Origin of the sequence: Mesorhizobium sp. M7A.F.Ca.US.008.03.1.1, assembly GCF_003997495.1 — a bacterium.
Taxonomy (GTDB): domain Bacteria; phylum Pseudomonadota; class Alphaproteobacteria; order Rhizobiales; family Rhizobiaceae; genus Mesorhizobium.
Map to the genome: position 1 here is coordinate 20766 of NZ_RZRU01000014.1, position 25872 is coordinate 46637.

At 62.9% G+C, this 25872-nt stretch carries 25 protein-coding genes and 1 pseudogene; 13 read left to right on the forward strand and 13 right to left on the reverse strand.

Annotation, left to right across the window (positions count from 1 at the left end):
* The first annotated feature begins 2 nt into the window (after positions 1-2).
* Positions 3-1370 carry a phosphonate ABC transporter, permease protein PhnE gene (gene phnE / locus EOA16_RS19675; RefSeq protein WP_127259770.1) on the forward strand — a complete coding sequence of 456 codons (1368 nt, stop codon included), beginning with the start codon at positions 3-5 and terminating at the stop codon, positions 1368-1370.
* 295 nt (positions 1371-1665) lie between these two features.
* Here the strand turns inward: phnE and EOA16_RS19680 are convergent, their stop codons facing one another.
* From EOA16_RS19680 to EOA16_RS19690, 3 genes are all read right to left on the reverse strand, one after another.
* Positions 1666-2517: a sugar phosphate isomerase/epimerase gene (locus tag EOA16_RS19680; protein WP_127259771.1), complete on the reverse strand. Its 852-nt coding sequence runs from the start codon at positions 2515-2517 to the stop codon at positions 1666-1668.
* 36 nt (positions 2518-2553) lie between these two features.
* Positions 2554-3741, reverse strand: coding sequence for a Gfo/Idh/MocA family oxidoreductase (locus EOA16_RS19685; protein WP_127259772.1), 1188 nt, complete (start codon positions 3739-3741; stop codon positions 2554-2556).
* A gap of 148 nt (positions 3742-3889) precedes the next feature.
* The gene (locus EOA16_RS19690) at positions 3890-4945 is read right to left on the reverse strand and encodes a sugar phosphate isomerase/epimerase (protein ID WP_127259773.1); all 1056 of its coding nucleotides are present in this window, start codon (positions 4943-4945) and stop codon (positions 3890-3892) included.
* A 400-nt stretch (positions 4946-5345) separates the two neighbouring features.
* Between EOA16_RS19690 and EOA16_RS19695 the strand changes: the two genes are divergently transcribed.
* Genes EOA16_RS19695 through EOA16_RS19710 form a run of 4 tightly spaced genes read left to right on the forward strand, consistent with a single transcriptional unit; the run spans position 5346 to position 9168 of the window.
* On the forward strand, positions 5346-6233 hold the full coding sequence (locus EOA16_RS19695) for a sugar phosphate isomerase/epimerase (RefSeq protein ID WP_023812461.1): 888 nt from the start codon (positions 5346-5348) through the stop codon (positions 6231-6233).
* 60 nt (positions 6234-6293) lie between these two features.
* Positions 6294-7463, forward strand: a complete 1170-nt coding sequence (locus EOA16_RS19700; protein ID WP_127259774.1) for a mandelate racemase/muconate lactonizing enzyme family protein — start codon at positions 6294-6296, stop codon at positions 7461-7463.
* A 2-nt stretch (positions 7464-7465) separates the two neighbouring features.
* Positions 7466-8182: a FadR/GntR family transcriptional regulator gene (locus EOA16_RS19705; RefSeq protein WP_127259775.1), complete on the forward strand. Its 717-nt coding sequence runs from the start codon at positions 7466-7468 to the stop codon at positions 8180-8182.
* A 5-nt stretch (positions 8183-8187) separates the two neighbouring features.
* A complete protein-coding gene (locus EOA16_RS19710; RefSeq protein WP_127259776.1) occupies positions 8188-9168 on the forward strand; it encodes a hydroxyacid dehydrogenase in 981 nt (326 codons plus the stop codon).
* Between the two features lie 48 nt (positions 9169-9216).
* Here the strand turns inward: EOA16_RS19710 and EOA16_RS19715 are convergent, their stop codons facing one another.
* On the reverse strand, positions 9217-10512 hold the full coding sequence (locus EOA16_RS19715; RefSeq protein WP_127259777.1) for an amidase: 1296 nt from the start codon (positions 10510-10512) through the stop codon (positions 9217-9219).
* 107 nt (positions 10513-10619) lie between these two features.
* Between EOA16_RS19715 and EOA16_RS19720 the strand changes: the two genes are divergently transcribed.
* Entirely contained in the window at positions 10620-10967 is a 348-nt protein-coding gene (locus tag EOA16_RS19720) for a GFA family protein (protein ID WP_127259778.1), read from the forward strand.
* Between the two features lie 61 nt (positions 10968-11028).
* On the opposite strand, the gene EOA16_RS19725 is transcribed toward EOA16_RS19720, so the two are convergent.
* On the reverse strand, positions 11029-11937 hold the full coding sequence (locus EOA16_RS19725) for an SDR family oxidoreductase (RefSeq protein ID WP_127259779.1): 909 nt from the start codon (positions 11935-11937) through the stop codon (positions 11029-11031).
* A gap of 98 nt (positions 11938-12035) precedes the next feature.
* Between EOA16_RS19725 and EOA16_RS19730 the strand changes: the two genes are divergently transcribed.
* From EOA16_RS19730 to EOA16_RS19750, 4 genes and pseudogenes are all read left to right on the forward strand, one after another.
* Complete coding sequence (locus EOA16_RS19730) at positions 12036-12614, forward strand: TetR/AcrR family transcriptional regulator (protein ID WP_245455982.1); 579 nt, start codon at positions 12036-12038, stop codon at positions 12612-12614.
* 226 nt (positions 12615-12840) lie between these two features.
* Positions 12841-12999, forward strand: a pseudogene (locus EOA16_RS19740) (AraC family transcriptional regulator); the annotation flags it as partial.
* Positions 13000-13269: 270 nt separating this feature from the next.
* Positions 13270-14241 carry an AraC family transcriptional regulator gene (locus tag EOA16_RS19745; RefSeq protein WP_127259781.1) on the forward strand — a complete coding sequence of 324 codons (972 nt, stop codon included), beginning with the start codon at positions 13270-13272 and terminating at the stop codon, positions 14239-14241.
* Between the two features lie 147 nt (positions 14242-14388).
* Complete coding sequence (locus tag EOA16_RS19750; RefSeq protein ID WP_127259782.1) at positions 14389-14820, forward strand: DUF4437 domain-containing protein; 432 nt, start codon at positions 14389-14391, stop codon at positions 14818-14820.
* Positions 14821-14833: 13 nt separating this feature from the next.
* On the opposite strand, the gene EOA16_RS19755 is transcribed toward EOA16_RS19750, so the two are convergent.
* From EOA16_RS19755 to EOA16_RS19785, 7 genes are all read right to left on the reverse strand, one after another.
* The gene (locus EOA16_RS19755) at positions 14834-15937 is read right to left on the reverse strand and encodes an ABC transporter ATP-binding protein (protein ID WP_127259783.1); all 1104 of its coding nucleotides are present in this window, start codon (positions 15935-15937) and stop codon (positions 14834-14836) included.
* Between the two features lie 106 nt (positions 15938-16043).
* Positions 16044-17147 carry an ABC transporter ATP-binding protein gene (locus tag EOA16_RS19760; protein WP_127259784.1) on the reverse strand — a complete coding sequence of 368 codons (1104 nt, stop codon included), beginning with the start codon at positions 17145-17147 and terminating at the stop codon, positions 16044-16046.
* On the reverse strand, positions 17144-17365 hold the full coding sequence (locus EOA16_RS19765; RefSeq protein ID WP_127259785.1) for a hypothetical protein: 222 nt from the start codon (positions 17363-17365) through the stop codon (positions 17144-17146). Before EOA16_RS19765 ends, EOA16_RS19760 begins: the two co-directional genes overlap by 4 nt.
* Positions 17362-18321 (reverse strand): carbohydrate ABC transporter permease, encoded by a 960-nt coding sequence (locus tag EOA16_RS19770; RefSeq protein WP_127259786.1) that lies wholly within the window; start codon positions 18319-18321, stop codon positions 17362-17364. Before EOA16_RS19770 ends, EOA16_RS19765 begins: the two co-directional genes overlap by 4 nt.
* A gap of 1 nt (position 18322) precedes the next feature.
* Entirely contained in the window at positions 18323-19228 is a 906-nt protein-coding gene (locus EOA16_RS19775) for a sugar ABC transporter permease (RefSeq protein WP_127259787.1), read from the reverse strand.
* Between the two features lie 68 nt (positions 19229-19296).
* Positions 19297-20613 carry an ABC transporter substrate-binding protein gene (locus tag EOA16_RS19780; protein WP_127259788.1) on the reverse strand — a complete coding sequence of 439 codons (1317 nt, stop codon included), beginning with the start codon at positions 20611-20613 and terminating at the stop codon, positions 19297-19299.
* 359 nt (positions 20614-20972) lie between these two features.
* Entirely contained in the window at positions 20973-21668 is a 696-nt protein-coding gene (locus tag EOA16_RS19785) for a TetR/AcrR family transcriptional regulator (RefSeq protein WP_127259789.1), read from the reverse strand.
* Between the two features lie 111 nt (positions 21669-21779).
* Between EOA16_RS19785 and EOA16_RS19790 the strand changes: the two genes are divergently transcribed.
* The 3 genes from EOA16_RS19790 to EOA16_RS19800 are packed head-to-tail and all read left to right on the forward strand — an operon-like array spanning position 21780 to position 24276.
* Positions 21780-22976 (forward strand): Tm-1-like ATP-binding domain-containing protein, encoded by a 1197-nt coding sequence (locus tag EOA16_RS19790; protein WP_127259790.1) that lies wholly within the window; start codon positions 21780-21782, stop codon positions 22974-22976.
* Positions 22977-22989: 13 nt separating this feature from the next.
* The gene (locus tag EOA16_RS19795) at positions 22990-23853 is read left to right on the forward strand and encodes a phosphoenolpyruvate hydrolase family protein (protein WP_127259791.1); all 864 of its coding nucleotides are present in this window, start codon (positions 22990-22992) and stop codon (positions 23851-23853) included.
* A 6-nt stretch (positions 23854-23859) separates the two neighbouring features.
* A complete protein-coding gene (locus tag EOA16_RS19800; RefSeq protein ID WP_127259792.1) occupies positions 23860-24276 on the forward strand; it encodes a cupin domain-containing protein in 417 nt (138 codons plus the stop codon).
* A gap of 206 nt (positions 24277-24482) precedes the next feature.
* Here EOA16_RS19800 and EOA16_RS19810 read toward each other — a convergent pair whose 3' ends face one another.
* Positions 24483-25673 carry a Xaa-Pro peptidase family protein gene (locus tag EOA16_RS19810; protein WP_127259793.1) on the reverse strand — a complete coding sequence of 397 codons (1191 nt, stop codon included), beginning with the start codon at positions 25671-25673 and terminating at the stop codon, positions 24483-24485.
* Positions 25674-25872 lie beyond the last annotated feature (199 nt).

Below are 25872 nucleotides of genomic sequence, written 5' to 3' on the forward strand. Positions count from 1 at the left end.
CCATGGCTGCCTTGACCGCCGATCAAATCCAGTCGATCGAAGAGCGCTTCCCGCGGGTTTTCCAGCGGCCGTTCCACAAGCGCTTCGGGCCGCTGATGCTGCTTGGCGGCATCTTTCTCTACCTGCTCTATGCCCTGTGGTTCTTCAACCTGCCGCAGGTCATGCGGGAATCGCACTGGGAGCGGCTGCCGCTGTTTCTGACCCAGTGGATCAGTTACGACGTGCAGCCGATCTTCCGCCTCGACGAACCGCAGATATCGGCCAAATATCCACGCTTCTCGGTGCTCGGCCCGAACCCAGATCCGGACTGGGTCAAGACCAATGCCGATGGCTCGGTGACGGTCCTTATCGACGGCACCGCCAAGTCGATCACCTTCACCAAGACGCAGGCGACGATCATTGCCAATGGCGAGACCGTTGCGGTCGCGCTAGGCACCGGCAAGCCGCTGATCTCGGGGCCGGTTCCCGGCTGGACCACCGCGCATGAGGATGAGGTCGTCGCCGACATGGGCTTTGCCGGCGAGGCCCGCGTCGCCGTTGACCGCGTCAGGATACGCAAGCGCTTTCTCGGCTGGGCAAACTTCGTCTTCGACACGCGCTCGCCATTCTTCGGCAAGTCGGCAAGCGAAGTGGCCTCGCTGATCGTCTCCGGGCCGGAACTGAAACCGGGCACCTCCAATCTGGCGCTGGCCGGCGACAACATCTGGAACAACGCCCAGTGGCAGCATGGCGACGTCTGGACGAAGCTCTTGCAAACCATCGTCATGGCTTTTCTCGGCACGATGCTTGGCGGCATCGTCGCCTTCCCGCTCGCCTTCTTCGCCGCCCGCAACATCACGCCAAGCCGGCTGGTCAACCAGGTGCTCAAGCGTTTCTTCGACTTCATGCGCTCCATCGACATGCTGATCTGGGCGCTGTTCTTCACCCGTGCCTTCGGGCCGGGACCGCTGGCGGGCAGTGCAGCGATCTTCTTCACCGAGATCGGCACGCTCGGCAAAACCTATTCCGAGGCGCTGGAGAACATCGACGACAAACCGCGCGAGGGTATTACCTCGACCGGAGCCAATGGCCTCCTGGTGCAGCGCTACGGCGTGCTGCCGGAAGTGGTGCCGGTGTTCATCAGCCAGACGCTCTACCAGTGGGAATCCAATACTCGCGGCGCGACCATCATTGGCGCTGTCGGCGCCGGCGGCATCGGCCTGAAGCTGTGGGAAGCGATGCGCACCAACTCCAACTGGGCCAACGTCTTCTACATGGTTCTGCTGATCCTGGCTGTTGTCTTCATCTTCGACAACATCTCCAATTTCCTGCGCCGCCGGCTGAGCCGGACGATCCACGACTACAACAGGATCCAGGCCGAGCAGGGGTAGCCTTGTAATGCAGAGCGCAAGCATCATCTCGCCCGGCGCCAAAGGGTCGACCCCCACTCCGTCGAGCTGCGCCCGACACCTCTCCCCCGATCGACGGGGTAGAGGAAAGGCGCCAGGCTGTCCGAGCCGGCGCCTATCCTCCTAGACCGAGGCTTTCTTCCTCTCCCGAGCCACCAGGCTCCCTTTCCTCTCCCTCCGGAGGGGGGAGAGGTGGCTCGGCGAAGCCGAGACGGAGTGGGGGAACCACCTGGCAACCGCCGCGAACGCGAATAGAAAATGGGCCAGGCGCAGGCGCCTAAGCCGCCTTCTTCCACCCATTTTTGATATGCTTGTACCCTTCCCGATACACCGCCTCCGGCGTCTCGGAAAAGTCGCGCCACACCTTGGTTGCCGCCGCCAAATCCTTGAGCGAGCGCCCGAACGCCTCGATCGTCAGCCAGTCGTCATAGCCGCTCTTGCGGATGGCGGAAAACGTTTCGGCCCAGGGGATGTTGCCGCGCCCCGGCACGCCGCGATCATTCTCCGAAATATGGATATGCACGACATTCCGGCGGTGTTTCGTATAGGCGCCGATCGGATCGGCCTCCTCGATATTGGCGTGGAAGGTGTCGTACATCGCCCTGATGTGCGGCCGGTCGATGGCGTCGATATGCTCGGACAGATCCGCCATCGTGTTGAGCAGGTAGCATTCGAAGCGGTTCAGCGCCTCGAGCCCGATGGTGACGTTCCTCTTGCCGGCATGGTCGCCGATGGCTCGCTGCGAGGCGACCGAGCGCTTTTTCTCGGCAGCCGTTGGCCCAGCGCCGGAAAACGCGCCGAGCGTCGAATGCAGCGGGCCGCTCAGCGTGCTGGCGCCAAGCGCATTGGCGCAGTCGATCGCCCATTTCATGTAGCCAACACCGGCCTTGCGCGTCGCCGCGTCGGCCGAGATCAAGTTCATCGCCGGATCGCCCATGGCTGAAACCGCGGTCCGCTCCAGCCCGATGCGGTCGAGCAGTTCGCCGAGTTTTTTATAGTCGTCCGGCGTGCCGGCGAAGATCGGTATCTCGACGCCATCGAAGCCGGTCGCCTTGATATCGCGCAGCAACGGCTCGTGTTTCTTCGACACCGCCGTCGTCCACAAGAACATGCACATGCCGATTTTCATCGACGCCCCCTCCCCTGGATCCCCCGGATTTCTATTTTAGAGCTTAGTCCATGCTCCGTTCTTCTTCGACGACTTCACACAAGCCTCGATGAAGGCCATGCCTTCGACGCCGTCGTGGATGGTCGGGAAGACGACGTCCTTGGCCGGCTTGCCGCCCTTGCGGCGTGCCGCCCGGATGGCGCGCGCGGCCTCCTGGTAGATGTTGGCGAAACCTTCCAGATAGCCCTCGGGATGGCCTGACGGCACGCGGCTGACACGGCCCGCCACCGGCAGCGCACCGGCACCGTTGCGGGTGATCAATTGCTTCGGCTGGCCGAACGGCGTGTACCAGAGATAGTTCGGGTCGGCCTGCACCCATTCCAGTCCGCCTTTCGAGCCATAGATGCGCAGCTTCAGGCCGTTCTCATGGCCGGGCGCCACCTGGCTTGCCCAGATCATGCCCTTGGCCGGGTGCGTCTTGCCGGCCGGCTTGAAGCGCAGCATGACGTTGACGTTGTCATCGAGAAGCCGGCCCGGCACGAAGGCGTCGAGATCGGCCGACAGGGAGTCCAGCTCCAGCCCCGAGACGAAGCGGGCGAGGTTGTAGGCATGCGTGCCGATATCGCCCAGCGCGCCGCCGGCACCTGCCTGCTTGGGGTCGGAGCGCCAAGCCGCCTGCTTCTGGCCTGTCGCCGCCAAATCCTCGGTCAGCCAGTCCTGCGGATATTCGGACTGCACGATGCGGATGTCGCCGAGCACACCCTTGGCGACCATTTCGCGTGCTTGCCGGACCATCGGATAGGCGGTGTAGTTGTGCGTCAGCACGAACACCTTGCCGGTCTTCTCGACGATCGCCGCAAGCTTTTTCGCCTCGGCGAGCGTCGTCGCCAGCGGCTTGTCGCAGATGACGTGGATGCCGGCCTCGAGGAAAGCTTTAGCCGCCGGCACATGGACATTGTTGGGCGTGACGATGGCCACCGCCTCGATGCCGTCGGAGCGCTTCGCCTCGGCCCTGGCCATCTCGGCATAGGATGCATAGCTGCGTGCTGGGTCGAGCCCCAGTTCGGCGGCCGAGGCCTTGGCGCGCTCGGGATTGGCCGACAACGCGCCGGCCACCAGCACGAAATCATTGTCCATGCGCGCCGCGATCCGATGCACCGCGCCGATGAAGGCGCCTTGCCCGCCGCCGACCATGCCGTAGCGGATCGGGCCGCCTCCCGTTTCCGACTTCGATGCGCCGACCATGTCTTGCTCCTCGCTGTTGCTCACCTCCCCTCGAGGGGAGGTCGATCCGCGCAGCGGATCGGGTGGGATCGTCGAGGCAGAGCTCGGCATAAACCGACCTCTCCCGGCCCTTCGGCCACCCTCCCCGCGAGGGGGAGGGAAAGGCGCGCTAGATTCCCATCATCCCGCGCAGCACCTTCTTGTCGGTGGTGCCGCCGGCGAAATCGTCGAATGCCTTTTCTGTCACTCGGATGATGTGATGCTGGATGAAAGGCGCGCCTTCGGCCGCACCATCCTCCGGATGCTTCAGGCAGCACTCCCACTCCAGCACCGCCCAGGAATCATAATTGTACTGCGTCAGCTTGGAGAAGATGCCGCCGAAATCCACCTGCCCGTCGCCCAGCGAACGGAAGCGGCCGGCGCGGTTGGTCCAGCTCTGGTAGCCGGAATAAACGCCTTGCCGGCCAGTCGGGTTGAACTCGGCGTCCTTGACGTGGAACGCCTTGATGCGCTCGTGATAGATGTCGATGAATTCGAGATAGTCGAGCTGCTGCAGCAGGAAATGCGACGGATCGTAATTGATGTTGCAGCGCTTGTGGCCGCCGACCGCATCGAGGAACATCTCGAAGGTGGCGCCGTCGAACACGTCTTCGCCGGGATGAATCTCGTAGCCTATATCGACGCCATTATCCTCATAGACATCGAGGATCGGCTTCCAGCGCTTGCCGAGCTCAGCGAACGCTTCCTCGATCAGCCCGGCCGGCCGCTGCGGCCAGGGGTAGAGGTAAGGAAAGGCCAGCGCGCCGGAGAAGCTGACCGAGGCCTTGAGGCCAAGGTTCTTCGAGGCCTTCGCGCCGAACTCCATCTGTTCGACCGCCCATTTTTGCCGCGCCTTGGGATTGTTGTGCACCGAAGCCGGCGCGAAGCCGTCGAACTGCGCGTCATAGGCCGGATGCACCGCCACCAGTTGCCCCTGCAGATGCGTCGACAGTTCGGTGATCTCGACGCCGGCATCCGCGCAGATGCCCTTCACCTCGTCGCAATAGGCCTTGGAAGAAGCCGCCTTCTTGAGGTCGAACAGCCGCGCGTCCCAGGTCGGGATCTGCACGCCCTTGTAGCCGAGACCGGCCGCCCATTTGGTGATCGCCGCCAGTGAGTTGAACGGCGCGGCGTCGCCCGCGAACTGCGCCAGAAACAGCCCGGGGCCCTTCATTGTCGTCGGCATCGGCATCCTCCCTCATTTCTCTCGCGACCGAGCATAGCGCCGATTGGAAACGGGGCCAGCCACTTTGGTCTTTTCTCAACGGGTGCTTGCACGCACCGCCATTCTGGTATTACCAAATATGGAAATCTGGTCAAGCGGTGCAATGCGCTACCTTGACCCCAAAACCACCTGGCGCAGGCACATATATCTCAATATAATCAAGGAAATAATCCACAGCAAAAGTTGCGCCCCAGCGCTTCTTGCCGATCTGGAGAATTTGCTGTAGACCTCGCTTCAGGCCCAATTGGTCGAACCAGTTTGCGAGAAAAGGCTGGGAACGCCTTGGGGAGGAACCTTTGTGTCGCCTTTTGGCAATGCATGTCGCAGGCGAACCATAGAGACGAATTGGGAAGGACAGACCATGCATCTTTCGACGCACAACTGGATGCGCGCGGAACCCTTGGAAACGACGCTCAAGCGCATCAAGAAATTCGGCTATGAGTCGATCGAGATTTCCGGCGAGCCCGAGCAGTACAAGACCAAGGAAACCCGGGCGCTGCTGAAGGAGCATGGTATTCGCTGCTGGGGCGCGGTGACCCTGATGCTGGGCGAGCGCAACCTTGCCGCCAGGAACCAGGGCCAGCGCGAGCGTTCCGTTCAGTATGTCAAGGACGTGCTGACCATGGTCAGCGAACTCGATGGCGAGATCATCACGCTGGTTCCGGCGACCGTCGGCAAGGTGGTGCCCGACGGGACCGAGGAAGAGGAATGGAAGTGGGTCGTCGACGCCACCCGCGAATGCTTCACCCATGCCAAGAAGGTCGGCGTCAAGATCGCCGTCGAGCCGCTTAACCGCTTCGAGACCTATCTGTTCAATCGCGGCGCCCAGGCGCTGGCTCTGGCCGACGCGGTCAGCCCCGAATGCGGCGTGTGCCTCGACGCTTACCACATCCACATGGAAGAATTTAACGTCTATGACGCGATCCGGCAGGCCGGAAAGCGCCTGTTCGACTTCCATGTCGCCGACAACAACCGGTTTGCCGCCGGCCTCGGCCAGATCGACTGGCCGAAGATCGTCGCCACCTTGCGCGAGATCGGCTACGACGGCGCGCTGACCAATGAGTTCGTCGCGCCCGTCGACCGGACACCGGCCGCACCCTATCCCGACATGGTCGAGCGCAATCCGGTCGACATCTCGCCAGAACAGCTGAAGTTCATCCAGGACCACGGCTCCAGCGTGCTCACCGAGAAATTCTACACCGACCAGATGCGCATCAACGCCGAGACGTTGCTGCCGCTGATCAAGTAGTCGACTGCCTCAGGGAAATTCGCCCTTCCGCCCTGACCGGCGGCAGGGCTGGGGAAGAATATGCGTATCAAGTCCGTCCAAGCCTGGTGGATCCGCGTTCCGATCGAAGCCGCTCGGCAGCACCGCAGCGACTTCGGTCAGGTGACGACCTTCGACGCCGCCATCCTGCGCATCGAGACCGATGACGGGCTGGTCGGCTGGGGCGAAGGCAAGAACGCTGCCGGCAGTGCCGGCAGCTACGGCGCACTCGTCCACATGCTGAACCATGAGGTCGGGCCGCAGCTGGTCGGCCGCGATCCGGCCGACATCGGCGTTATATGGGAGATGCTCTACAATGGCGTGCGCCACGACAGCGCAGCGCGCAGCGGCCACGCTATGCCGCAACTGGCGCGGCGCGGCATGAGCATCGCGGCGATCAGCGCCGTCGACATCGCGCTGTGGGACATTCTCGGCAAATCGCTTGGCGTTCCTGTCTGGCGGCTGCTCGGCGGCCGCAAGCTCGATCGCATGCCGGCTTACGCGTCCGGCGGCTGGGCTGCCGCTGACGCCATCGGCGAGCAGTTGAAATCCTATATCGCCAAGGGCGGTTTCAAGGCACTGAAGATGCGGGTTGGCGCGATGGACGGCGCGGCGCACATCTCCGCCGCCCGCGTGCGGGCCGCACGGCAGGCGCTCGGCCCCGATGTCGAACTGATGGTCGACGCGCACGGCACCTATACGGTGGCGGAAGCAAAACGCTTCATCCACCTCGTCAACGACCTTGATCTGGCGTGGTTCGAGGAGCCTGTTATCGCCGACGACAAGCCCGGCATGGCCGAAGTGCGGGCATCCGGCGTCGTCCCGATCGCCACCGGCGAAAGCGAGGCGACACGCTACGCCTTCCGCGACCTCGCCGTGCTCAAAGCCGCCGACATCTTCCAGCCCGATCCCGCTTTCTGCGGCGGCATCAGCGAAGCGATGAAGATCGGCACCATCGCCAGCGCCTTCAATCTGCGCTTTGCACCGCATTTGTGGGCCGGCGCGCCCTGTTTTTTCGCAGGCTTGCATGTCTGCGCCGCCTCGCCGTCGAGTTTTACCGTCGAATATTCGCTCGGCGCCAACCCGATGATCCATGATCTGGTCGAAGAGACTGTCGAAGCCAGGGACGGTATGATAGCGATCCCGGAAAAACCGGGGCTGGGATTCACCATTTCGGAGCGGTTCCTGGAGGCGCACGCGCAACGCGGTTGACGATGAAAGAAAAGAACCTCCTCGCGGAACTCGCCGCCTACCTGTTCTCCCATTCGGACAAGGAGAGTGGCCGAACGCCTTCGGAACGCGAACTGGCGGAGCATTTCGCCGTCAGCCGCGGCCAGATCCGCGAGGCACTGGCCATCCTGGAGGCTATGCGCATCGTTGAGCGCCGGGCCAAGTCCGGCATCTACATCGACACCAAGCAGGCCAGTGTGGAGGCCATGGCGCTGTTTGCCCGCGCGGGCCTGCCGCTCGACCCAATCCAGATCTACGAGACGGTCGAACTGCGCAAGATCCACGAGATCAAGGCGGCCGAACTTGCCTGTTCGCGTGCCACAGAGGAGAATTTCGAGCGGCTGCGTGAAATCCTCAAGGTTTCGGAAGAGCGCATCGCCGCCGGCGAAGGGCTTGCCAGGGAAGACCGCGAATTCCACCTCGAAATCGTGCGCGCCACCAAGAACAGCGTCTTCCACAATGTCTGCAGCGTCTACTACATGATGGGCGAGCAGCGCCTGCCGATCTATTTCAACGACCCCGAGCGCAACGTGCGCTCGCATGCCGAGCACATCCAGATCTATGAGGCGCTGCTGCGCCGCGATGGCAATCTCGCCCAGGCGCTGATGAGCGCCCATCTGCAAGGGGCTGAGAGCTACTGGAAAGGCCTGATCGAGGGCCATGGCGAGGAACCCCAAAGCCCGGCGCTCGAAAAAGCTTGATCGACATGGCCCGTATCCTCACGACCCACGCCCTGCACCCGCGCGCCTCGGCCATGCTGGCCGGCGCCGGAGAACTCGTCGTCGCCTCCGCCATCGATCCGGCCACGCTGGCCGCCGAGGCGAGGAATGCCGACATCGTCATCGTGCGCGCGCCGCTGCCACCACAGGTTTTCGACGGCGCGACGCAACTGAGGGCGGCAATCCGTCACGGCGCCGGGCTCGACATGATCCCCATGGAAGCAGCGACGGCCGCCGGCGTGCTGGTGGCGAATGTGCCGGCGGTCAATGCCCGCTCGGTTGCCGAACACGTCATGTTCGTGGCGCTCGCCTTGCTGCGCAACTACCGCGTCGTCGACCGCGACCTGCGCACCAAAGGCTGGCTCGCCGGCCGCGAGCACGCCAATTCCAACATCGAGCTTGCCGGCAAGACGATCGGCATCGTCGGCCTCGGCGCCGTCGGCCAGGCGGTTGGCCATATCGCCGCGCACGGCTTCGACCTGAAGGTGGTGGCAACGACGCGCAGCATGCAGCCGGCGCCGGACAAGGTCGGTTTCCTGTCGATCGACGCTCTCGTCGAGCAAAGCGACATCATCGTTCTGTGCTGCCCGCTGACGCCGGAAACGCGCGGCCTGATCAACCGTGAGCGGATCGCCCGCATGAAGCCTCATGCGCTGCTGATCAACGTGTCGCGCGGGCCGGTCATCGATGACGACGCGCTGATCGAGGCGTTGCAGAAACGCCGTATCGGCGGTGCCGCGCTCGACGTGTTTGCGACGCAGCCGCTGCCGTCGAACCATCCCTATTTCGGCTTCGACAATGTTATCATCACGCCGCACATGGCCGGCATCACCGAGGAATCGATGATGCGCATGGGCGTCGGCGCGGCGGGTGAAGCCTTGCTGGTGCTGGCGGGCAAGCTGCCGGTCAATCTGCGCAATCCAGAAGTGGTCGATCGCTATCGGCGGCGGTTTCCGGCGAGCCTATGACACATCGCGGTTTCGCCCCAATCGCGCTGATAGTCGGTTCAGCCCTGATCACGCGCCAAGCAGCTGCTCTATTTCAGCAGCGATCCGCAGCAGACGCCGGTCATGCCCGTTGCGCGCCACCAGCATCAATCCGGCAGGCAGCTCCGTGCCTGGCATCGGCAGCGAAATCGCGCAGAGATCGAACTGGTTGGCGACCTGCGTGTTGCGCAGCAACAGGCTTTCGGTGCGGTCACGCAGCTCGGCGTCGTCAGCCATCGAGACTATGGTCGGCGCCGTCACCGGTGTGGTCGGCAAGGCCAGCACATCGACCGATGCCAGCCGCTCGTCCATGGCGGCAACGAGCGCTTTGCGACGGCGCATTGCCCTGATGTAGACAGGCGTCGGCAGCATTGCCGCCCGCGACAAAGGTCCGCTGACATGCGGGTCGACCGGCACCGATGCCCCTGTCGCCAGCCAGTCGGCATGCACTTCGGCCCCTTCCATGGCAGCGATCGAGCCACGCTTGGTGGCCGCGCGCAAATCGGCAAGCAGATCGTCGATCGACAGATCCGCGATCCGCGCGCCTGCCTGCTCGATCTTGCCAAGGCAGAGGCCGAACGCGGTCGCCACCGCGCCTTCCGTCTCGTCGAAAAGGATGCCCCGCGGGATGCCTACGCGAAGCCCTGCAAGGGCAATCGGCGTCAGCGCGGTCGCCAACTCACCGGCCATCACGGCGTCGGCGGCGGCACATTGGGCGACGGTTCGGGCAAGCGGGCCGATCGAGTCCAGCGTGGCGGACAGTGGGAACGCACCGGCGAGCGGCACGCGTCGCGCTGTCGGCTTGAAGCCGACGACGCCGTTGAGTGACGCCGGAATGCGTATCGAACCGCCAGTGTCGGAACCGATCGATATTTCGCTCGTCGCCTCGCCGACGGAAACGCCGGCGCCCGAGGAAGAACCGCCCGGAATGCGGCCGGCGTCCACAGCATTGCCAGGCGTGCCGAAATGCTGGTTGTCGCCGATCGCGGTGAAGGCGAATTCGGTCATGTTGGTCTTGCCGATGATGACCGCGCCGGCCTGCCGCAGCCGGCTGACGATCACGGCATCGCGCAGCGGAGGTGCTGCGGTCCTAAGCATCAGCGAGCCGGCCGTGGTTGGTTCGCCGGCTACATCGAACAGATCCTTGACCGAGACGATGGTGCCATCGAGCGGCCCCAGTGTTACGCCCGCGCGCTGGCGCGCATCGCTGGCGTCAGCCGCGGCCCGCGCAGCTTTGGCATAGAGCTTCGTGAACACGCGCTCCTCGCCGGCACGGGCGGCGAGGCGCGCGAGAATGATTTCCAGACGATCGCGGACGGATTGCATTTCGGTGTCGGACTCCAGACGTCTTGAACGTCCTTGGGGCATGGATTGCCGAGACTTAACCCGGCGCAGGCGGTTTTGCACCCTGTCTAATGCGAGGAAAAATCCCGATGCTCTACAAAGGCAGCTGCCACTGCGGCAAGGTCGCCTTCGAATTCAAGGCCGAACTGACCGGCGCCATCAGGTGCAATTGCTCGATCTGCTCGCGCAAGGGCGCCCTGTTGTACGCCATACCGCATCAGACCTTGCGGGTCCTGGCGTGGGGCGATGATTTGGGCATCTACACATTCGGCAATCATGCCATCGCGCACCGGTTCTGCCGGGCTTGCGGTATCCATCCCTTTGCGGAGGATGTCCGTGAAGGCCGTGAACGCAGCGCCTACATCAACATTAACTGCGTGGCCGATCTCGACCCCTCGACCCTGTCGGTTTTCGATTTCGACGGGCGGTCGGCCTGACGCAATTCCGGGAAAAGTGCGCGGCGGTTTTCCGTCCGGAATTGCGCGGGAACCAAATTACCTATCGATAGCCCGTCGCATCGGCGGGCTTGCCGGCGTCCTGGACCTCCGGAACATAACGCCAGGCGTCGGGCCGTGAACCGTCGAGGTCGGTAAAGCCGTAGACCTGCGCCAGCCCGCCGCTGGACAGCGACTGCCCGCTCCAGCGCAAGCGATCCGGATCCGCCGCCAAAGCCGCAACGGCGCGCCCGACGAAGCGTGGCGTCTCGGAAATGACGAAATGCGGCACCTCAGCGGTGGCGTCGCGCCAATTGTCCTCGCTCACGCCAAAGGCTTCCAGCATCATCTCCGAACGCAGCCAGCCGGGCGTCAGCGACACCGACGTTGCGTCGTGTTTTGCCAGATCCTTGGCATGCGCCCATGCCATGCGCGTCACCGCGACCTTGGCAAGATCGTAGAAGGGTGACAGCCGGTAGTGATCGGCATTGTATTCGGCCGTGCCGTCGGTGACTTCGACCAGCAGCCCACCCGGACGTTCGATCAGCAGCGGCAACGCATGGTGTGCGGTGATCAGATGCGTATCGATGCCGAGCCGAAGCATGCGCAGGCCATTGTCCAGATTGTGGTCCCAGACCGGCTTGTTCCACTCGAACAGCTTTTCGCCACCCCAGATGTCGTTGACCAGTATGTCGAGCCGGCCCTGTTCGGTGCGGATGCGTTCAACCAGTCTGTGCACATCTTCGGCCACGAGATGATCGACTTGCACGGCGATGCCCTTGCCTCCGCTCGCCGAGACCAGTTCCGCTGTTTCCTCGATGGTTTCGGGCCGGGCATATTCGGATTGCTGGGCGCGCGTGCTGCGCCCGGTGACGTAGACGGTGGCGCCGGCAGCGCCAAGTTCGACCGCTATGCCTCGACCGGCGCCGCGCGTCCCGCCTGCGACCAGGGCAACTTTCCCTTGCAACGTCATTGAACTCTCCCAAAAACGGTTCCATCGATCAGGCACGGGCTAGCCTGCGCTGCTCACATCATATATAAATGATCATTCGGTTATATCAGGATGTCAAGATGACCCGGCCAAAAACCCAGTCCGACGAGCAGGTGCTGGAGACCGCGCACCGGTTGATCCACGAGCATGGCCCCGAAGCACTCACCTTCGAGCGTCTGGCAAAGGCTTGTGGTCTCTCCGGTGCAACGCTGGTGCAGCGCTTCAAGAACAAGGCGCAGCTTAAACAGCGCACCTTGCTGCACGCCTGGGACGGTCTCGACGACAACACCAGGATCCTGGCAGCTACCGTCCCGAGAACGCCCGCTGGTGCGGTCGCGCTGCTGGTGGCGCTGTCGCAACACTACGGCGGCATCGAATCCTATGCCGAAGGCCTGCTTGTCCTGCGCGAGGACTTGCGCGACCCCCTGCTCAGGGCGCGCGGTGCAGCCTGGAAGGCGTTCCTGTGCGACGCTCTTGCAGCCTGTTTTGCTGAAACGCCCAACCCGCCACGCGACATCGGCCTGTTGATGGCATCCCATTGGCAAGGCTCGTTGCTGTGGTGGAGCTTTGACCCGGCGATCGAAGTGGCCGCCTTTGTCGAGGACAGCCTGAACCGCTTTGTCGCTGCCATCACAATGGCGCCGGTCCGAAAACCGTGATGGTTCTCGGGCCGACGCGCAGTGTCGGGGAAGCCTGATTGCGTCCAGGCTACTCGGCTGCTTCGGCCCGCGCAGGAACACCACAACGGCCGCCAGCAATGTCGCCGCGCCGCAATAGGCGAAGGCACTGCCGACGCCGTGTGGTCGACCAGCAGGCCACCGGGACGGCGCCGAGCGCGATCGCCACCTGGAACGTCGCCACCATCACGTGAGGTGACGATGGAGGGGCTGGATCGCCGCCGTCAGGGACCCGGAAAACGGCCGCGTGCTGGCTGCCATCCATCTCGAACCGAACCACGACTGGACGGTTGAATCGCTGGCAAGGATGATGGGCGCCTCGCGATCCGGATTCGCCGAGCGCTTCGCCACAATCGTCGGCGAAACGCAGCCAGGTCGGCGGTCTTGGCAGTTTTTGTGCCGGCAGCTCTTCGCGATAGGAATTTTTTCTTGACTCGGTGACCTCAGATAAGGTACATATTTGCCTATGGTGCTGATTTGCGCCAATGACCCGCCGCACAGGCGGGTTTTTCGTTTGATGCTCCCTCAGCCAACGCCCCGGCGAAGGCTCCGAAGGAACCCGTTGACCCGAGTTCGTTGCCCTGAGCTGACGCATGGAGGCCGTGACGGACTGGTGATTCCAGGCTAGAAAATCCGCATGGTTTTCACCTCGCCCAAGACTGGCCTGCCGGCCTCGGACGGTCCGCTCACCGACATCTTGCGCGGATTGCGGCTTGATGGCGTCGACTATGGCCGCTGCGAACTTTCAGACCCATGGGCCGTGTTCTTTCCTGCCCAGAAGGCAGCAAGGTTTCACTTTATCGGCCGCCGCCAATGCTGGCTGTTTTCGCCAGCCGGGGAATGGATCGAGCTGACACCCGGCGATGCATTGCTCTTGCCGCGCGGTGCCGAGCATGTCGTTGCCAGCGCGCCCGGCATTCCTGCCGTGCCGATCGAAAGCTACACGGTCGAGCCCTTGCAGGACAATTTGTTCAATGTCTCGAACGGCGGCCACGGCCCGAAAACCTTGCTGTTTTGCGGCAGCATGCACTTCAACCTGGACGGATCGCACCCCTTGCTGGGCATGATGCCGGACATGATGCGCGCCAGGGAATTGATGGCTGGTGAGCCCGGCATCCCTCACCTGCTGGAAGCCATGGCCGGCGAAATCACCATGAATCGGGCCGGCTCTGGCGGCATGCTGGCGCGACTGGCCGACGTGCTGGCTGCGAGCATCATCCGTTCCTGGGTAGAAAACAGTGGCGGCGACACCAGAGGCTGGATCGCGGCGATCAAGGATCGCGACATCGGCCGCGTACTTGCCGCCATTCATCTGCAGCCCGACAGGAACTGGACCGTCGAAGCGCTCGCGCGCGAAATGGGCGCCTCGCGATCGGCCTTCGCCGAACGCTTCGCGGCCATCGTTGGCGAAACACCGGCGAGATATGTCGCGCGGATACGCATGCACCAGGCGCGGCAATGGCTGATCGACGATCGGATGCGGGTATCGGTGGTCGCCGCCAGACTGGGTTACGATTCCGAAGCGTCGTTCAGCCGGGCGTTCAAGCGCATCATAGGCACCGCGCCCAGCCGCCTGCGCACCGTCGACGGCACCTCCGAAAACCGCTGAGGCGATCCCGGGTCCGTGGATTGCCGGGTCTGGATGAATTGCCAAGTCTTCCGGACGCAATGCCATTGCCGGACCACCCGCATGCAATAGCTTGCCAGAACCAGGCAGCGAGGGGCCGGCGGCAAGCCGGTCCGAAGAGGAGAGCAAATGCCAAATCATCCGAAGGTCATCGCACTCGCCGTCATGCTTGCGGTTCCCGGGCGCGCCTTTGCCCTCGAGGACAGCTACCTGCCGGCCGACAAGATCCCCTATGTCGCGGAAGTGCCCGACCAGCCGCATCGTCTTGGCGCATTGTGGGGCGAGCGGGCCAAGGGTCCGGCAGGCACGTTGCTGAAGGTTCCCGGCAACTGGCGCGCACCGGTCCATGCGCACACCGCGGATTATCGCGCGGTGGTCATAAAGGGGCTGTGGGCGCACTGGCAGATGGATGGCGGCGAGGCGACCAAGGTCGAACTGCCTCCTGGATCCTACTGGACCCAGAAAGCCGATGAGATGCATGACGACGCCTGCGTCTCCGACACGGAATGCGTGATCCTGCTGATCAACGACACGCCCTACGAAACCTACTTCCAGAAATAGGCTGGGATGCAGCCTATGAGGCGTGTCGCAAGCTGACGCCGCTGCCCTTGTCGAACAGCACCACCTTGTCGGGGTTCCAGGCAAAGCGCACCGCCTGCTCGATGGCGACATCGGTTCTGGCCGGCACGGTGGCACGCAGTGTCGCGTCGCCGACGCGCAGCGTCAGGATCTTTTCGACGCCGTGGTTCTCGACGTCGTGGACACGCGCCTCGACCGGCGCGCCGCTCTCGAGATAGACATCCTCGGGACGAATGCCGAAGACGAGCGGGCGACCGTCGGTCGCCGCACCCGCCTTTAGCCCCCCAAAAGTCTTGGCACCCCCCGAAAAAGGCAGTTCGAAATTCAATGGAGCCATCACCGCGCGGCCATTCACAAGCTTGCCGTCGATGAGGTTCATCGGCGGCGAGCCGACGAAGCTCGCCACATAGGTGTCGCGCGGATTGTTGTAGATCTCGTGCGGCGTGCCGGTCTGGACGATGCGGCCATGGTTGAGCACGCCGACCTTGTCGCCCATCGACATCGCCTCGATCTGGTCGTGGGTGACGAACAGGAAGGTGGCGCCGAGCTGCATCTGCAGGTTCTTCAGTTCAGTCCGCAGCGCCTCGCGCAGCTTGGCGTCGAGCGCAGACAGCGGCTCGTCCATCAGGAACACACGCGGCTTGCGCACGATGGCGCGGCCGATCGAGACGCGCTGCATCTCGCCGCCGGACAGCCGATCCGTCTTTCGGTCGAGCAGATGCTCGATCCGCAGCGTACGGGCGGCACGGTCGACGCGATCCTTGATCTCGGCGTCGGGCAGCCGGCGAATTTTCGGCTTCAGCGGGAATTCGAGATTTTCGCGCACCGTGTAGCGCGGATAGAGCGAATATTGCTGCAGCACCAGCGCCACGTCACGCTCGGCCGCACCCCAGTCGGCGACGTCGACGCCGTCGATGAAGACCTGGCCTTCGCTGGGCCTCTCCAGTCCGGCGATCAGCCGCAGCGTCGTCGTCTTGCCGGCGCCCGTCTCGCCCAGCAGCACGAAGAATTCGCCGTCGGCGATGTCGAGATCGAGCCCGGTCAAGGCGGTGTGGTTGCCGAAGGTTTTCGAGATGTTCTTGAGCTGGATATGGGCCATGTCTACCGTCTCAATTTCTTTTTCGAGGGCGTCTGCCCTCCGCTATGGCTCCGGGCGTTCGATTGTTCGAAAGACCAAATCGTTGGCCTTTCGTGCCCTTCGGCCATCACAATCTCACTTCCAGCGACTTGCCGCTTGCCGTGTCGAAGAAATGCGCCTGGGCCGGATCGATCCTGGCGAACACCTTCTCGCCTGGACCGCCGACGAAGCCGCTCTTGGTGCGTGCCCGCAGCATCTTGGAGCCGACCTTGAGGTCGACGATGTCGAACGAGCCGAGCGGTTCGACGATCTGCGTCTCCACCGGCAGGAAGCCTTCCGCCGCATCGTGGCGGATAAGCACGCCTTCCGGTCGGATGCCGAGCGCCAGCTGGCTGCCGGCATGGCCGTTGAGCTTCGACAGCAGCGCCCGCGGGAATTCAAAGCCGGCGGCAGCGCCGCCGACCGTCACCGAGGCCGAAGACGCGGTTTCGGCGACCGCCGCATCGGCGACGTTCATCACTGGACTGCCGACGAATTGCGCCACGAACAGATTGGCCGGCCGCGAATAGACCTCATCCGGCGAGCCGACCTGCTGCAGCACGCCCTCATGCATGATGACGATGCGGTCGGCGAGACTCATCGCCTCGATCTGGTCATGCGTGACATAGATGGTGGTCGAGCCCTGCTTGATGTGCAGCCGTTTGATCTCGGCGCGCATCTCCTCGCGCAGCTTGGCGTCGAGCGCGCCGATCGGCTCGTCCATCAGCATCGCCTTCGGCCGACGCACCAGCGCCCGGCCGATGGCGACGCGCTGCATGTCGCCGCCCGAAAGCGCCGAAGGCTTCCTGTCGAGCAGTTCGGTGATCTGCAGCGTCTTGGCGACCGAGCGTACCTCACTGTCGATCTCCGTCTTGCTCTTGCGCGTGGCGCGCAAGGGGAAGGCGATGTTCTCGTAGACGCTCATATGCGGATAGAGCGAGAACGACTGGAAGACCATGGCGATGTCGCGGTCCGCGGCTTTCAGATGCTGGATCGGTTTGCCGTCGATAAGGATGTCGCCTTCGTCGATCGTCTCCAGTCCGGCGATGGCGCGCAGCGTCGTCGTCTTGCCGCAGCCCGACTGGCCAAGCAGAACGATGAACTCGTTGTCGCTGATCTTCAGGTTGAGGTCCTTGATGACCTGGACGGCGCCGAAGAATTTCTGGACGCCGCGAAGCTCGATCTGGGTCAATGCTGTGCTCCCGGATTTCGCACCTGGCCGGTGCCGGCCTTCTCCTCAGGCGCGATCTTCGAGGTGATGTTGAAGCCGATCAGCCCGATCAGGATGATGGTCAGGCCATAGCTGTGCAACAGCAGGTTCCAGGGCTGGCAGAGCGCGATGATGCCGAGCACCATCAGCACCTGGCTGCCGGGCTCCAGATATTTCTGATTGATGGCGCGAAAGCTCATTTGCGGATCGCTCCGAAGGACATGCCGCGCAACAGATGGTTGCGGAGCAGGAAGGTGAAGATCGCGACCGGCAGCAGGAACAGGAAGGTTCCCGCCGCGATCACCGTCCAGTCAGGCAGGCCGGAGCCAACCTGGCTCGGGATGAACGGCGGCGCGGTCTGGGCGCGGCGGTTGGTCATGATCAGCGCGAAGGCATATTCGTTCCACGCCGTGATGAAGCAGAACACGGCGGTGGCGGCGATGCCTGTGGCGGCCTCGGGCAGAACGATCTTGAAGAACGCCTCCATGCGCGTGTAGCCGTCGACCAGGGCGGCCTCCTCATACTCTTTCGGTATCTCGTCCATGAAGCCCTTCATCAGCCATACCGAGAAGGACAGGTTGAAGGCGGTGTAGAGGATGATCAGCCCGATATGGGAATCGTTGAGCCCGACCGCCCGGTACATCAGGAACATCGGGATCGCCACCACGACCGGTGGCAGCATGCGTGTCGACAGGATGAAGAAGAGCAGATCCGCCTCCCCCTTCACCTTGAAGCGCGAAAAGCCATAAGCGGTGAACGTTCCCATGCCGACCGCCAGCACCGTCGAGGTGATGGCGATGATCAGCGAGTTCAGGAAGCGGCTTGGATATCCCGACCACTGCACCTGGCCCTTGCCGTCGCGCACGATCTTCTCGCCGCCGTCGAAGACGACGCGCTCCCACCACGGGGCGGCGGCGTATTCTTCCGGCGTCGGCGGGCTGCGCAATTGCGAGCGCTTGGTGAACAGCTTCACGAAAGGCGAAATTTCCGGCTGGAAGACGACCGTCGGCGGAATGGTGGTGGCCAGGTTGCGCGGCTTGAACGCCGTCGAGGCGATCCAATAGATCGGCGCCAGGAAAATGATCGTTACCACCAGGACGGCGACGATGGCGACACGGTTGAAGCCGATTTCGGAAGAAGTGCGGACGGCGGCCATCTCAGCGCTCCTTCACCTTGTTGAGGTATTTGACGTAGATGTTGGTGATCGCCAGCACCATGATCAGCACGATGTAAGCCATCGCGCAGGAGCGCCCGGTCTGCCATTCCTGGAACGCCATCTTGTAGAGCCGGATCGAGATCAGTTCGGCCGTCGGCTGGCTGGTCAGGATGTAGGCGAGATCGAATGTCTTGAACGCTTCCATGGTGCGGAAGATGACCGCGATCATCAGGATCGGCGCGACCAGCGGCAAGGTAATGCGGAAGAAAGTGTAGAACGGTCCGGCGCGGTCGATGGCGGCGGCTTCGTAGAGGTGCTTCGGCACCGCCGAGAGGCCGGCCAGCGACAGCAGCATGACGAAGGGCGACCACATCCAGATGTCGGTCAACGCGACAGCGTAGAGCGCCATCTTGGGGTCAGCGAGCCATTCGAAATTGCCCAGCCCAAGCGCATAATTGATGACGCCCCATGACGGGTCATAGAGCAGTTTCCAGAACAGGCCGACGACAGCCATCGACAGCATCATCGGCAGCAGCAGCAGCGTGGTGATGAGGCCCTTGAGCGGAATGTCCCGGTTGAGCAGCATCGCCACGCCGAAGCCGACAAGCAGTTGTCCGGCGACCGAGACAATGACGTACTTCGCAGTGATGGCGAAGTTCGACCAGACATAGGGGTCGTTGAGTAGGTCGCGATAGTTTTGCAGCCCGACGAAATTCGCCGGCGCGTTGGTCGACGCGCGAAAGTCGGTGAAGGAATAGCCAAGCGAGTAGATCAGCGGAAAGATGTTGAAGACGATCAGGAACAGGACCGTCGGAATGATGAAGAGGTTGCGGATCGAAATGTCGCTGAGGCCGCGCGCGGCCGCTCTTGAAGACCTGTCCAGTGTGGTGATCATCGTGGTCGCCAAGACCCTGCTCCCGTTTGCGGAAAAAGAAACGGAGGAGGCACCGACGCCCCCTCCGTGAGGCATGATTGTTACTGGCCGCGGCCGTACTTCTTGAAGGTCGCGTTCCAGTCTCCGGCCAATGCGTCGAGCGTCTCCTTGGCGGTACCACTGCCGCCGATCATGTATGGATAGACGCGCTGGTTGAGCTGCTGCAGCAGTTCGGCATATTCCGGCACCGCCCAGAAGTCCTTCACCTTGAACATGGTCTCGTAGAAGGCCTTGTTGTACGGCGTTGCGCTCTGGAATTCCGGCGATTTCAGCACCGCGGCGCTGCAGGTGTAGCCGCCGAGAGCCGCCCACTTCTTCTGGGTCTCGTCCTTGATGAACCATTCCAGGAACTTCATCGCCTCGTCCTGCTTCTGCGAGTAGGAGACAACCGAGATGCCCTGGCCGCCGAGCGCGGCGAACTGATCGCCATCGGGACCGGGAGGATTGGCGAAGAAGCCGGTGTTCTTGGCATTCGGGTTCGACGCCTCGTTGATCAGCGAGGGGAAGAACGCGAAGAAGTTCATGCTCATTGCGGCCAGGTTTTCGGTGATCGCCTGATTGTCCTCGACGAAAAACGACTTGGCCCAGCCTGGAGGCGTGAACTTGTAGAGCTCCTTGTAGGCGTCGAGCGCCGCCACCGCCTTCTCGGAATTGATATGGCCATCGACCTTGTAGGTCGAATAGTCACCCAGATCGCCGCCATAGGAGAACAGCGCATTCTCGAAGCCCATCGCCATGGCGTCATAGGAGTTGTCGGTGTAGATGGCGATGCCGTAGCGCTTCTGGTCCGGCCGATAGAAGAACTCAGCGATATCGCGCAATGCCTTGAAATCCTTCGGCACGTCGAGATCGTAGCCGTATTTGGCCTTGAACGCCTCCTTCTCCTTCGGGTCCTCGAACCAGTCCTTGCGATAGGACCAGCCGACGGCGTCGCCTTCGAGCGGGATGGCCCAGTACTTGCCGCTGTTGCCGGGATACTCGGCGTAATATTTCACCGTCGCCGGCGCCATCACATTGCCGAGATCATGCTTTTTGAAGAAGTCTGTCAGGTCGACATAGTGGCCGCCGGTCGAGCCGGCACCAAGCCATTGCGAGTCGCCAACAACCAGATCGTAGGCGTCGCCATGGGCGTTGAACTCGGTGAAGGCCTTGGTCTGGAAGTCGGACCACGGCGTCGTTTCCACGTTGATCTTGACGCCGGTTTCCTTCTCGTACTCGTTGCCGAGTTCCTGCAGATAGTTTGCGGGATCCCATTCCGCCCAGAAGATGGTGAGTGACTTTTCCTGCGCGTAGACAGACGTTCCGCAGGCAAGCGTTAAGCCGATACCAGCAAGTACGCTGGTCACTAACTTGCGCATAATGATTTCCTCCCTTGTGCGCGTTCTACCTTATCGTGCGAGCCGGCGACGTGGCCGGCCCTGGTAGTTCCTCCCGTGATCGCACCTTTCCGGTTTCGAGCCTCCTCGCCCCGCCGGAAAATGGATCGCAGCCCTCACTTTCGATCCGCTTTTCTGATCCAATCTGGTATTACCAATTTTGCATGCACGTCAAGCCCTTTCTTGGCAGCTTGACGTGGCCATTGCCATCGGATTCCGGCTTTATCTGCCTGTTTTACCAAGTTTTTCCTACTCAGTGATATGATTGGGTATTGTCCCACACCCCAATCAACGGCTAGGATCGGTAGTGTGCATGCCAATCTGGTCGAACCAGTTAGGCCCTATTTCACGACTGCCTTCGGATCGAGGCTGCCTCCTTCATCGACCGATTCCGCGACTGCCGCACGCACCAGCGCCCCGGCCGCCCACTGTGCGACTGACATCGTCCGGCGGCTGTCCAGCCTCCAGATATCCTTGAGCACGATCAGTACCTCGACGCCGAAGATAAGCGACAGCGCCTGCGCCAGCCGCTTGAAGTCGCGCGGCGGCAAACGGCCCTTGAGCGGCGCGATCGCATCTTTCAGCAAGTCGATGCGATGGCCGCGCGTAAAGGCGGGCTCACCGCCCAGCGTGCCGGCCTGACGCCGCGCCCATTGATCGAGCGACAGCTTCAGTGCTGCCTTGAACGTGGCTTCGAAGGCCTCGATGCGCGGCATGGCCGTATCGAACAGCTCGGCGACCCGGCGCTCGGCGTCAGTGGAGGTCGATTGCCAGGTGAGGATTGGCCCCAGCCCCTCGTCGACGACGGCCTGCACCAGTGCCGACTGGCTCGGGAAGTAACGATAGGCGGTGGCGCGGGAAACCTCGGCCGCCTCGGCGACCTCGCTGACCGAGGGCGTGACGCCCGCCTGCATCAGCCTTGTTGCCGTCTCCAGCATCAGCCGCTTGGTCCGCGCCCGCGGCCCACGCTCGGGCACTGGGCCGGTTGCCCGTTCAGCGTCGTCACTCGCAGCGGATTGTTGACGTGAGACATCCATACCAATACGATACGCGCGTCTCAAAAATTTGCAATGGTGTCCGCATCGTCGAGTGGCCCGGGCAATGAGCGATGGGGGCGGCGTCGCGCCTGCCAGGATTGGGGGAGCGCAATGAAGCGTATCTATGTGGTGGGTACCGCGGACACCAAGGGCGAGGAACTCGCCTTCCTGGCCGACGCGATCACTGCTGCGGGCGCCATCGTTTGTCGTGTCGATGTCGGAACGCGCGACGCAACCATCCCCGTCGATATCAGCGCGGGGGAAATCGCCGACCATCATCCCGGCGGCCGGGACGCCGTGCTCGGCGGCAATGATCGTGGCGCCGCGGTCGCGGCGATGGGCATCGCCTTCGCCCGCTTTGCCCAATCGCGCAACGACATCGCAGCCATGATCGGCATCGGTGGCGGTGGCGGCACATCGATCGTCACGTCGGGCATGCGCGCCCTGCCGCTCGGCCTGCCCAAGATCATGGTCTCGACGCTCGCCTCCGGCGATACCGCACCCTACGTCGATGTCTCCGACATCATCATGATGCCGGCGGTGACTGACATGGCCGGACTGAACCGGCTCTCCCGTGTCGTGCTGCACAATGCGGCTCAAGCCATATCAGGCATGGCGGCCAGACCGGCGCCGCCGCCAGACGGCCGGCCGTCGATCGGCCTCACCATGTTCGGCGTCACCACGCCTTGCGTGACCGCCATCGCCGACCAGCTCCGTTCGACCTATGACTGCATGGTCTTCCACGCCACGGGCACTGGCGGCCGCAGCATGGAAAAGCTGGCCGACAGCGGCTTGCTGTCCGGCGTCGTTGACATCACCACGACCGAAGTCTGCGACCTCCTGTTCGGCGGTGTGCTGCCGGCGACTGACGATCGTTTCGGCGCCGTCGCTCGCACGGGGCTGCCCTATGTCGGCTCCGCCGGCGCGCTCGACATGGTGAACTTCTGGGCGCCTTCGACCATTCCGGAGCACTATCGCTATCGGCTGTTCTACGAACACAATCCCAATGTCACGCTGATGCGCACCACGGCGGACGAATGCCGTGCGATCGGCGAGTGGATCGGCACCAGGCTCGCCCGCTACGGGGGGCCGGTGCATTTTCTCATCCCGGAAAAAGGTGTCTCGGCGCTCGACATCGAAGGCGGCGCCTTCTTCGACCCGGAAGCCGACGCCGTTCTGTTCGAAGCCATCGAGCGCACCATCAAGCCCGACGGCAAGCGCCGCGTGACGCGCCTGCCGCTGCATATCAATGACCCGGAATTCGCAAAGGCTGCAACATCAGCCTTCCTCGACATCGCCAGACAGTGAGAGATCTCAAAAAATGCCCGCCATACCGCGCAAGGACATATTGAAGAAATTCAGGGGAATGGTCGACAAGGGCGTGCCGATCGTCGGCGGTGGCGCCGGCACCGGCCTGTCGGCGAAAGCCGAGGAGGCCGGCGGCATCGACCTCATCATCATCTACAATTCCGGCCGCTACCGCATGGCCGGGCGCGGCTCGGCCGCCGGCCTGCTCGCCTATGGCAATGCCAACGAGATCGTCAAGGAAATGGCCTACGAGGTGCTGCCGGTGGTCAGACACACGCCGGTGCTGGCCGGCGTCAACGGCACCGACCCGTTCGTCATCATGCCGCTGCTTCTGGCCGAGCTGAAGACAATGGGCTTTTCCGGCGTGCAGAACTTTCCCACCATCGGCCTGTTCGACGGCCAGATGCGGCAGAGTTTCGAAGAGACCGGCATGGGTTTCGGCCTCGAGGTCGACATGATCGCCGAGGCGCACAAGCTCGATCTCTTGACCACGCCCTATGTCTTCAACCCGGATGAGGCCCGCGCCATGGCAAAAGCCGGCGCCGACATCGTCGTCGCCCATATGGGTGTGACGACAGGCGGCTCGATCGGCGCCACGTCAGCCAAGTCGCTCGACGACTGCGTCGTCGAGATCGACGCCATCGCCAACGCGGCGCGCTCGGTGCGCAAGGATGTCATCCTGCTTTGCCATGGCGGCCCGATTTCGATGCCCGACGATGCCCGCTACATTCTCTCCCGTGCCAAGGGCCTGCACGGCTTCTATGGCGCAAGCTCGATGGAACGGCTGCCGGCGGAAGCCGCGATCGCCAAACAGACGGCCGATTTCAAGGCGGTGACACTTGGTGGCGGGACGGCCACGAAGAAAAAGAAGGGATGATGAGAGATGACCGACAAGAGCAAAATGTTTGTCTACCCGAAGGACGTCAGCGCCTTCGGCTTCGACTGGGGAAAATTGGCGCTGACGGTGGCGCCCGAAGTGAATGGCGCGACCCGCTTTTCCGGCGGCGTCGTCGACCTGCCTTCCGGCAAGGGCCACACGCGCCACAACCATCCGGGCGCGGAAGAAATCATCTTCGTCATCTCCGGTCATGGCGAGCAGATGGTCGAGGACGAAAAGGGCAATCCGGTGGTCGAGAAAGTCGGCCCCGGCTGCACCATCTATGTGCCGGAAAGCCGCTTTCATTCGACGCTCAACACCGGCGATGGGCCGATGCAGCTTTTCGTCGTCTATTCGCCGGCCGGGCCTGAACTGGTTTTGCGCGAGTTGCCGGATTTTAGGCTGATTCCGCCGGGACAGTGATGAACTTATTATAGCGCGGCGCCGCCCCTCATTGTCCTGCTGGACATTTCTTCCAGTAGTGACGGGGAGAAAGACGCGGTCATCGGCGCTTTCGCCAATTTTCAACGCCGCAAAATAGTGCCGAGGGCGCGGCTGCCTCTTCTCCCCGTCACTATTCGGGGAGAAGGTGCCGGCAGGCGGATGAGGGGCGGCGCCAGCCTCGGGTTCTATGAAATCCCGCCTATGTTCCATCCCCTGCCACGGTCGCCGAACATCACATAACCGGTTTCGGTGACCGCCAGCGTGTCCTCCAGCTTGATGAAGCCGCGTGTCGGGTGGAGCATGGTTGTCTCCACCGACAGCACCATGTTCTTCTCCAGTGGCTTTGCCGCATAGGTTCCCTCATAGGTCACCGGGTGGTTGGTCATCAGGAACGGCGCTTCATGCGTGATCAGCCCCATGCCGTGGGCGAAAAAATCCGTGTAGGGCGCGACCTTCGAGGCTTTCAGCACGCCCTCGGCGTGCGAAATCATGTCGCCGCCCAGCGTGCCCGCTCTGACCTTTGAGAAGGCCGCCTGCTGCACCGTCTCGACCTCGGCCAGCAAATCCTCGAGCTCGGCGTCCGCTTCGCCCAGAATGCCCATGCGGCAGAGGTCGCCGATATAGCCGTGATAATTGCCGCCGGAATCGATCGACAGCACCTCGCCCTTCTTCCAAGCCTGCGGTGAGGCGGCGCGGTTGTGACTGGAGCCCAGCGTCAGCAGGCAATATTCGAAATGGATGCCGCGATTGGTTTCCTCGCGCCGCAGCTGCTCGATGATCTCGCTCTTGGTCGTGCCTTCGCGCGCCCAGGCAATGGTCGCCAGCATGGAATCGGTGATCAGTTCGGAGGCGGTGCGCAGCTTCTCCAGCTCCGCGTCGGTCTTGATGGCGCGCATGCGCTCCAGCATGTCGGTCGCGTCGATCAGCCTGGCATCCGGCAATGCCTTGCGGATCAGCGTATAGGCATCCGACGGCAGGAATCCGGGCTCGATGCCGATGCGCGCGCCGGCCTTGCCGATCTTCTGCAGGTGCTCGACGGCGAGATTGGCGGCATCGAGCGTGCCCCAGCAGGCGGCGTGCAGCGTCGGCGTCCAGAACGGGTTGTTCTGATGCTCGCCGCCTTCCATGCGGTTGCCGATATAGGCGGCATGGTCCGGCCCGCCCTTTTCGTACACGACGATCGGCAAATAACGGCTGTGGCCGATCGCATCCATGGCGGCAAAGAAGATGAACTTGTAGCCGCCCAGCAGATATTGCGTGTTGTGCTTGGAGGTGGCGAGCAGCACATCGATGCCGGCCTCCTCCATCAGCCGGTCGACCCTTGCCTGGTCGAACGGGATATTGCCGACCGCATTCTTGCCCGGAGCAATGTTCATCTCTCTCTCCCTGAATTGCCCGGGATCGTCGGCTGTTCTGCTCCCGATCCCCTGGCTATGGCTCAAATCTGCACCATTTTGCCCGTTCTGGTCCAGCCAGAAATAGGGCAAACAGTACCGTTCGATGTCACCATATCGTCATTCGTCGCACATCAAGCCAATCTGGTCCTACCAGATTGATCGAATTGACCCGCTTCCT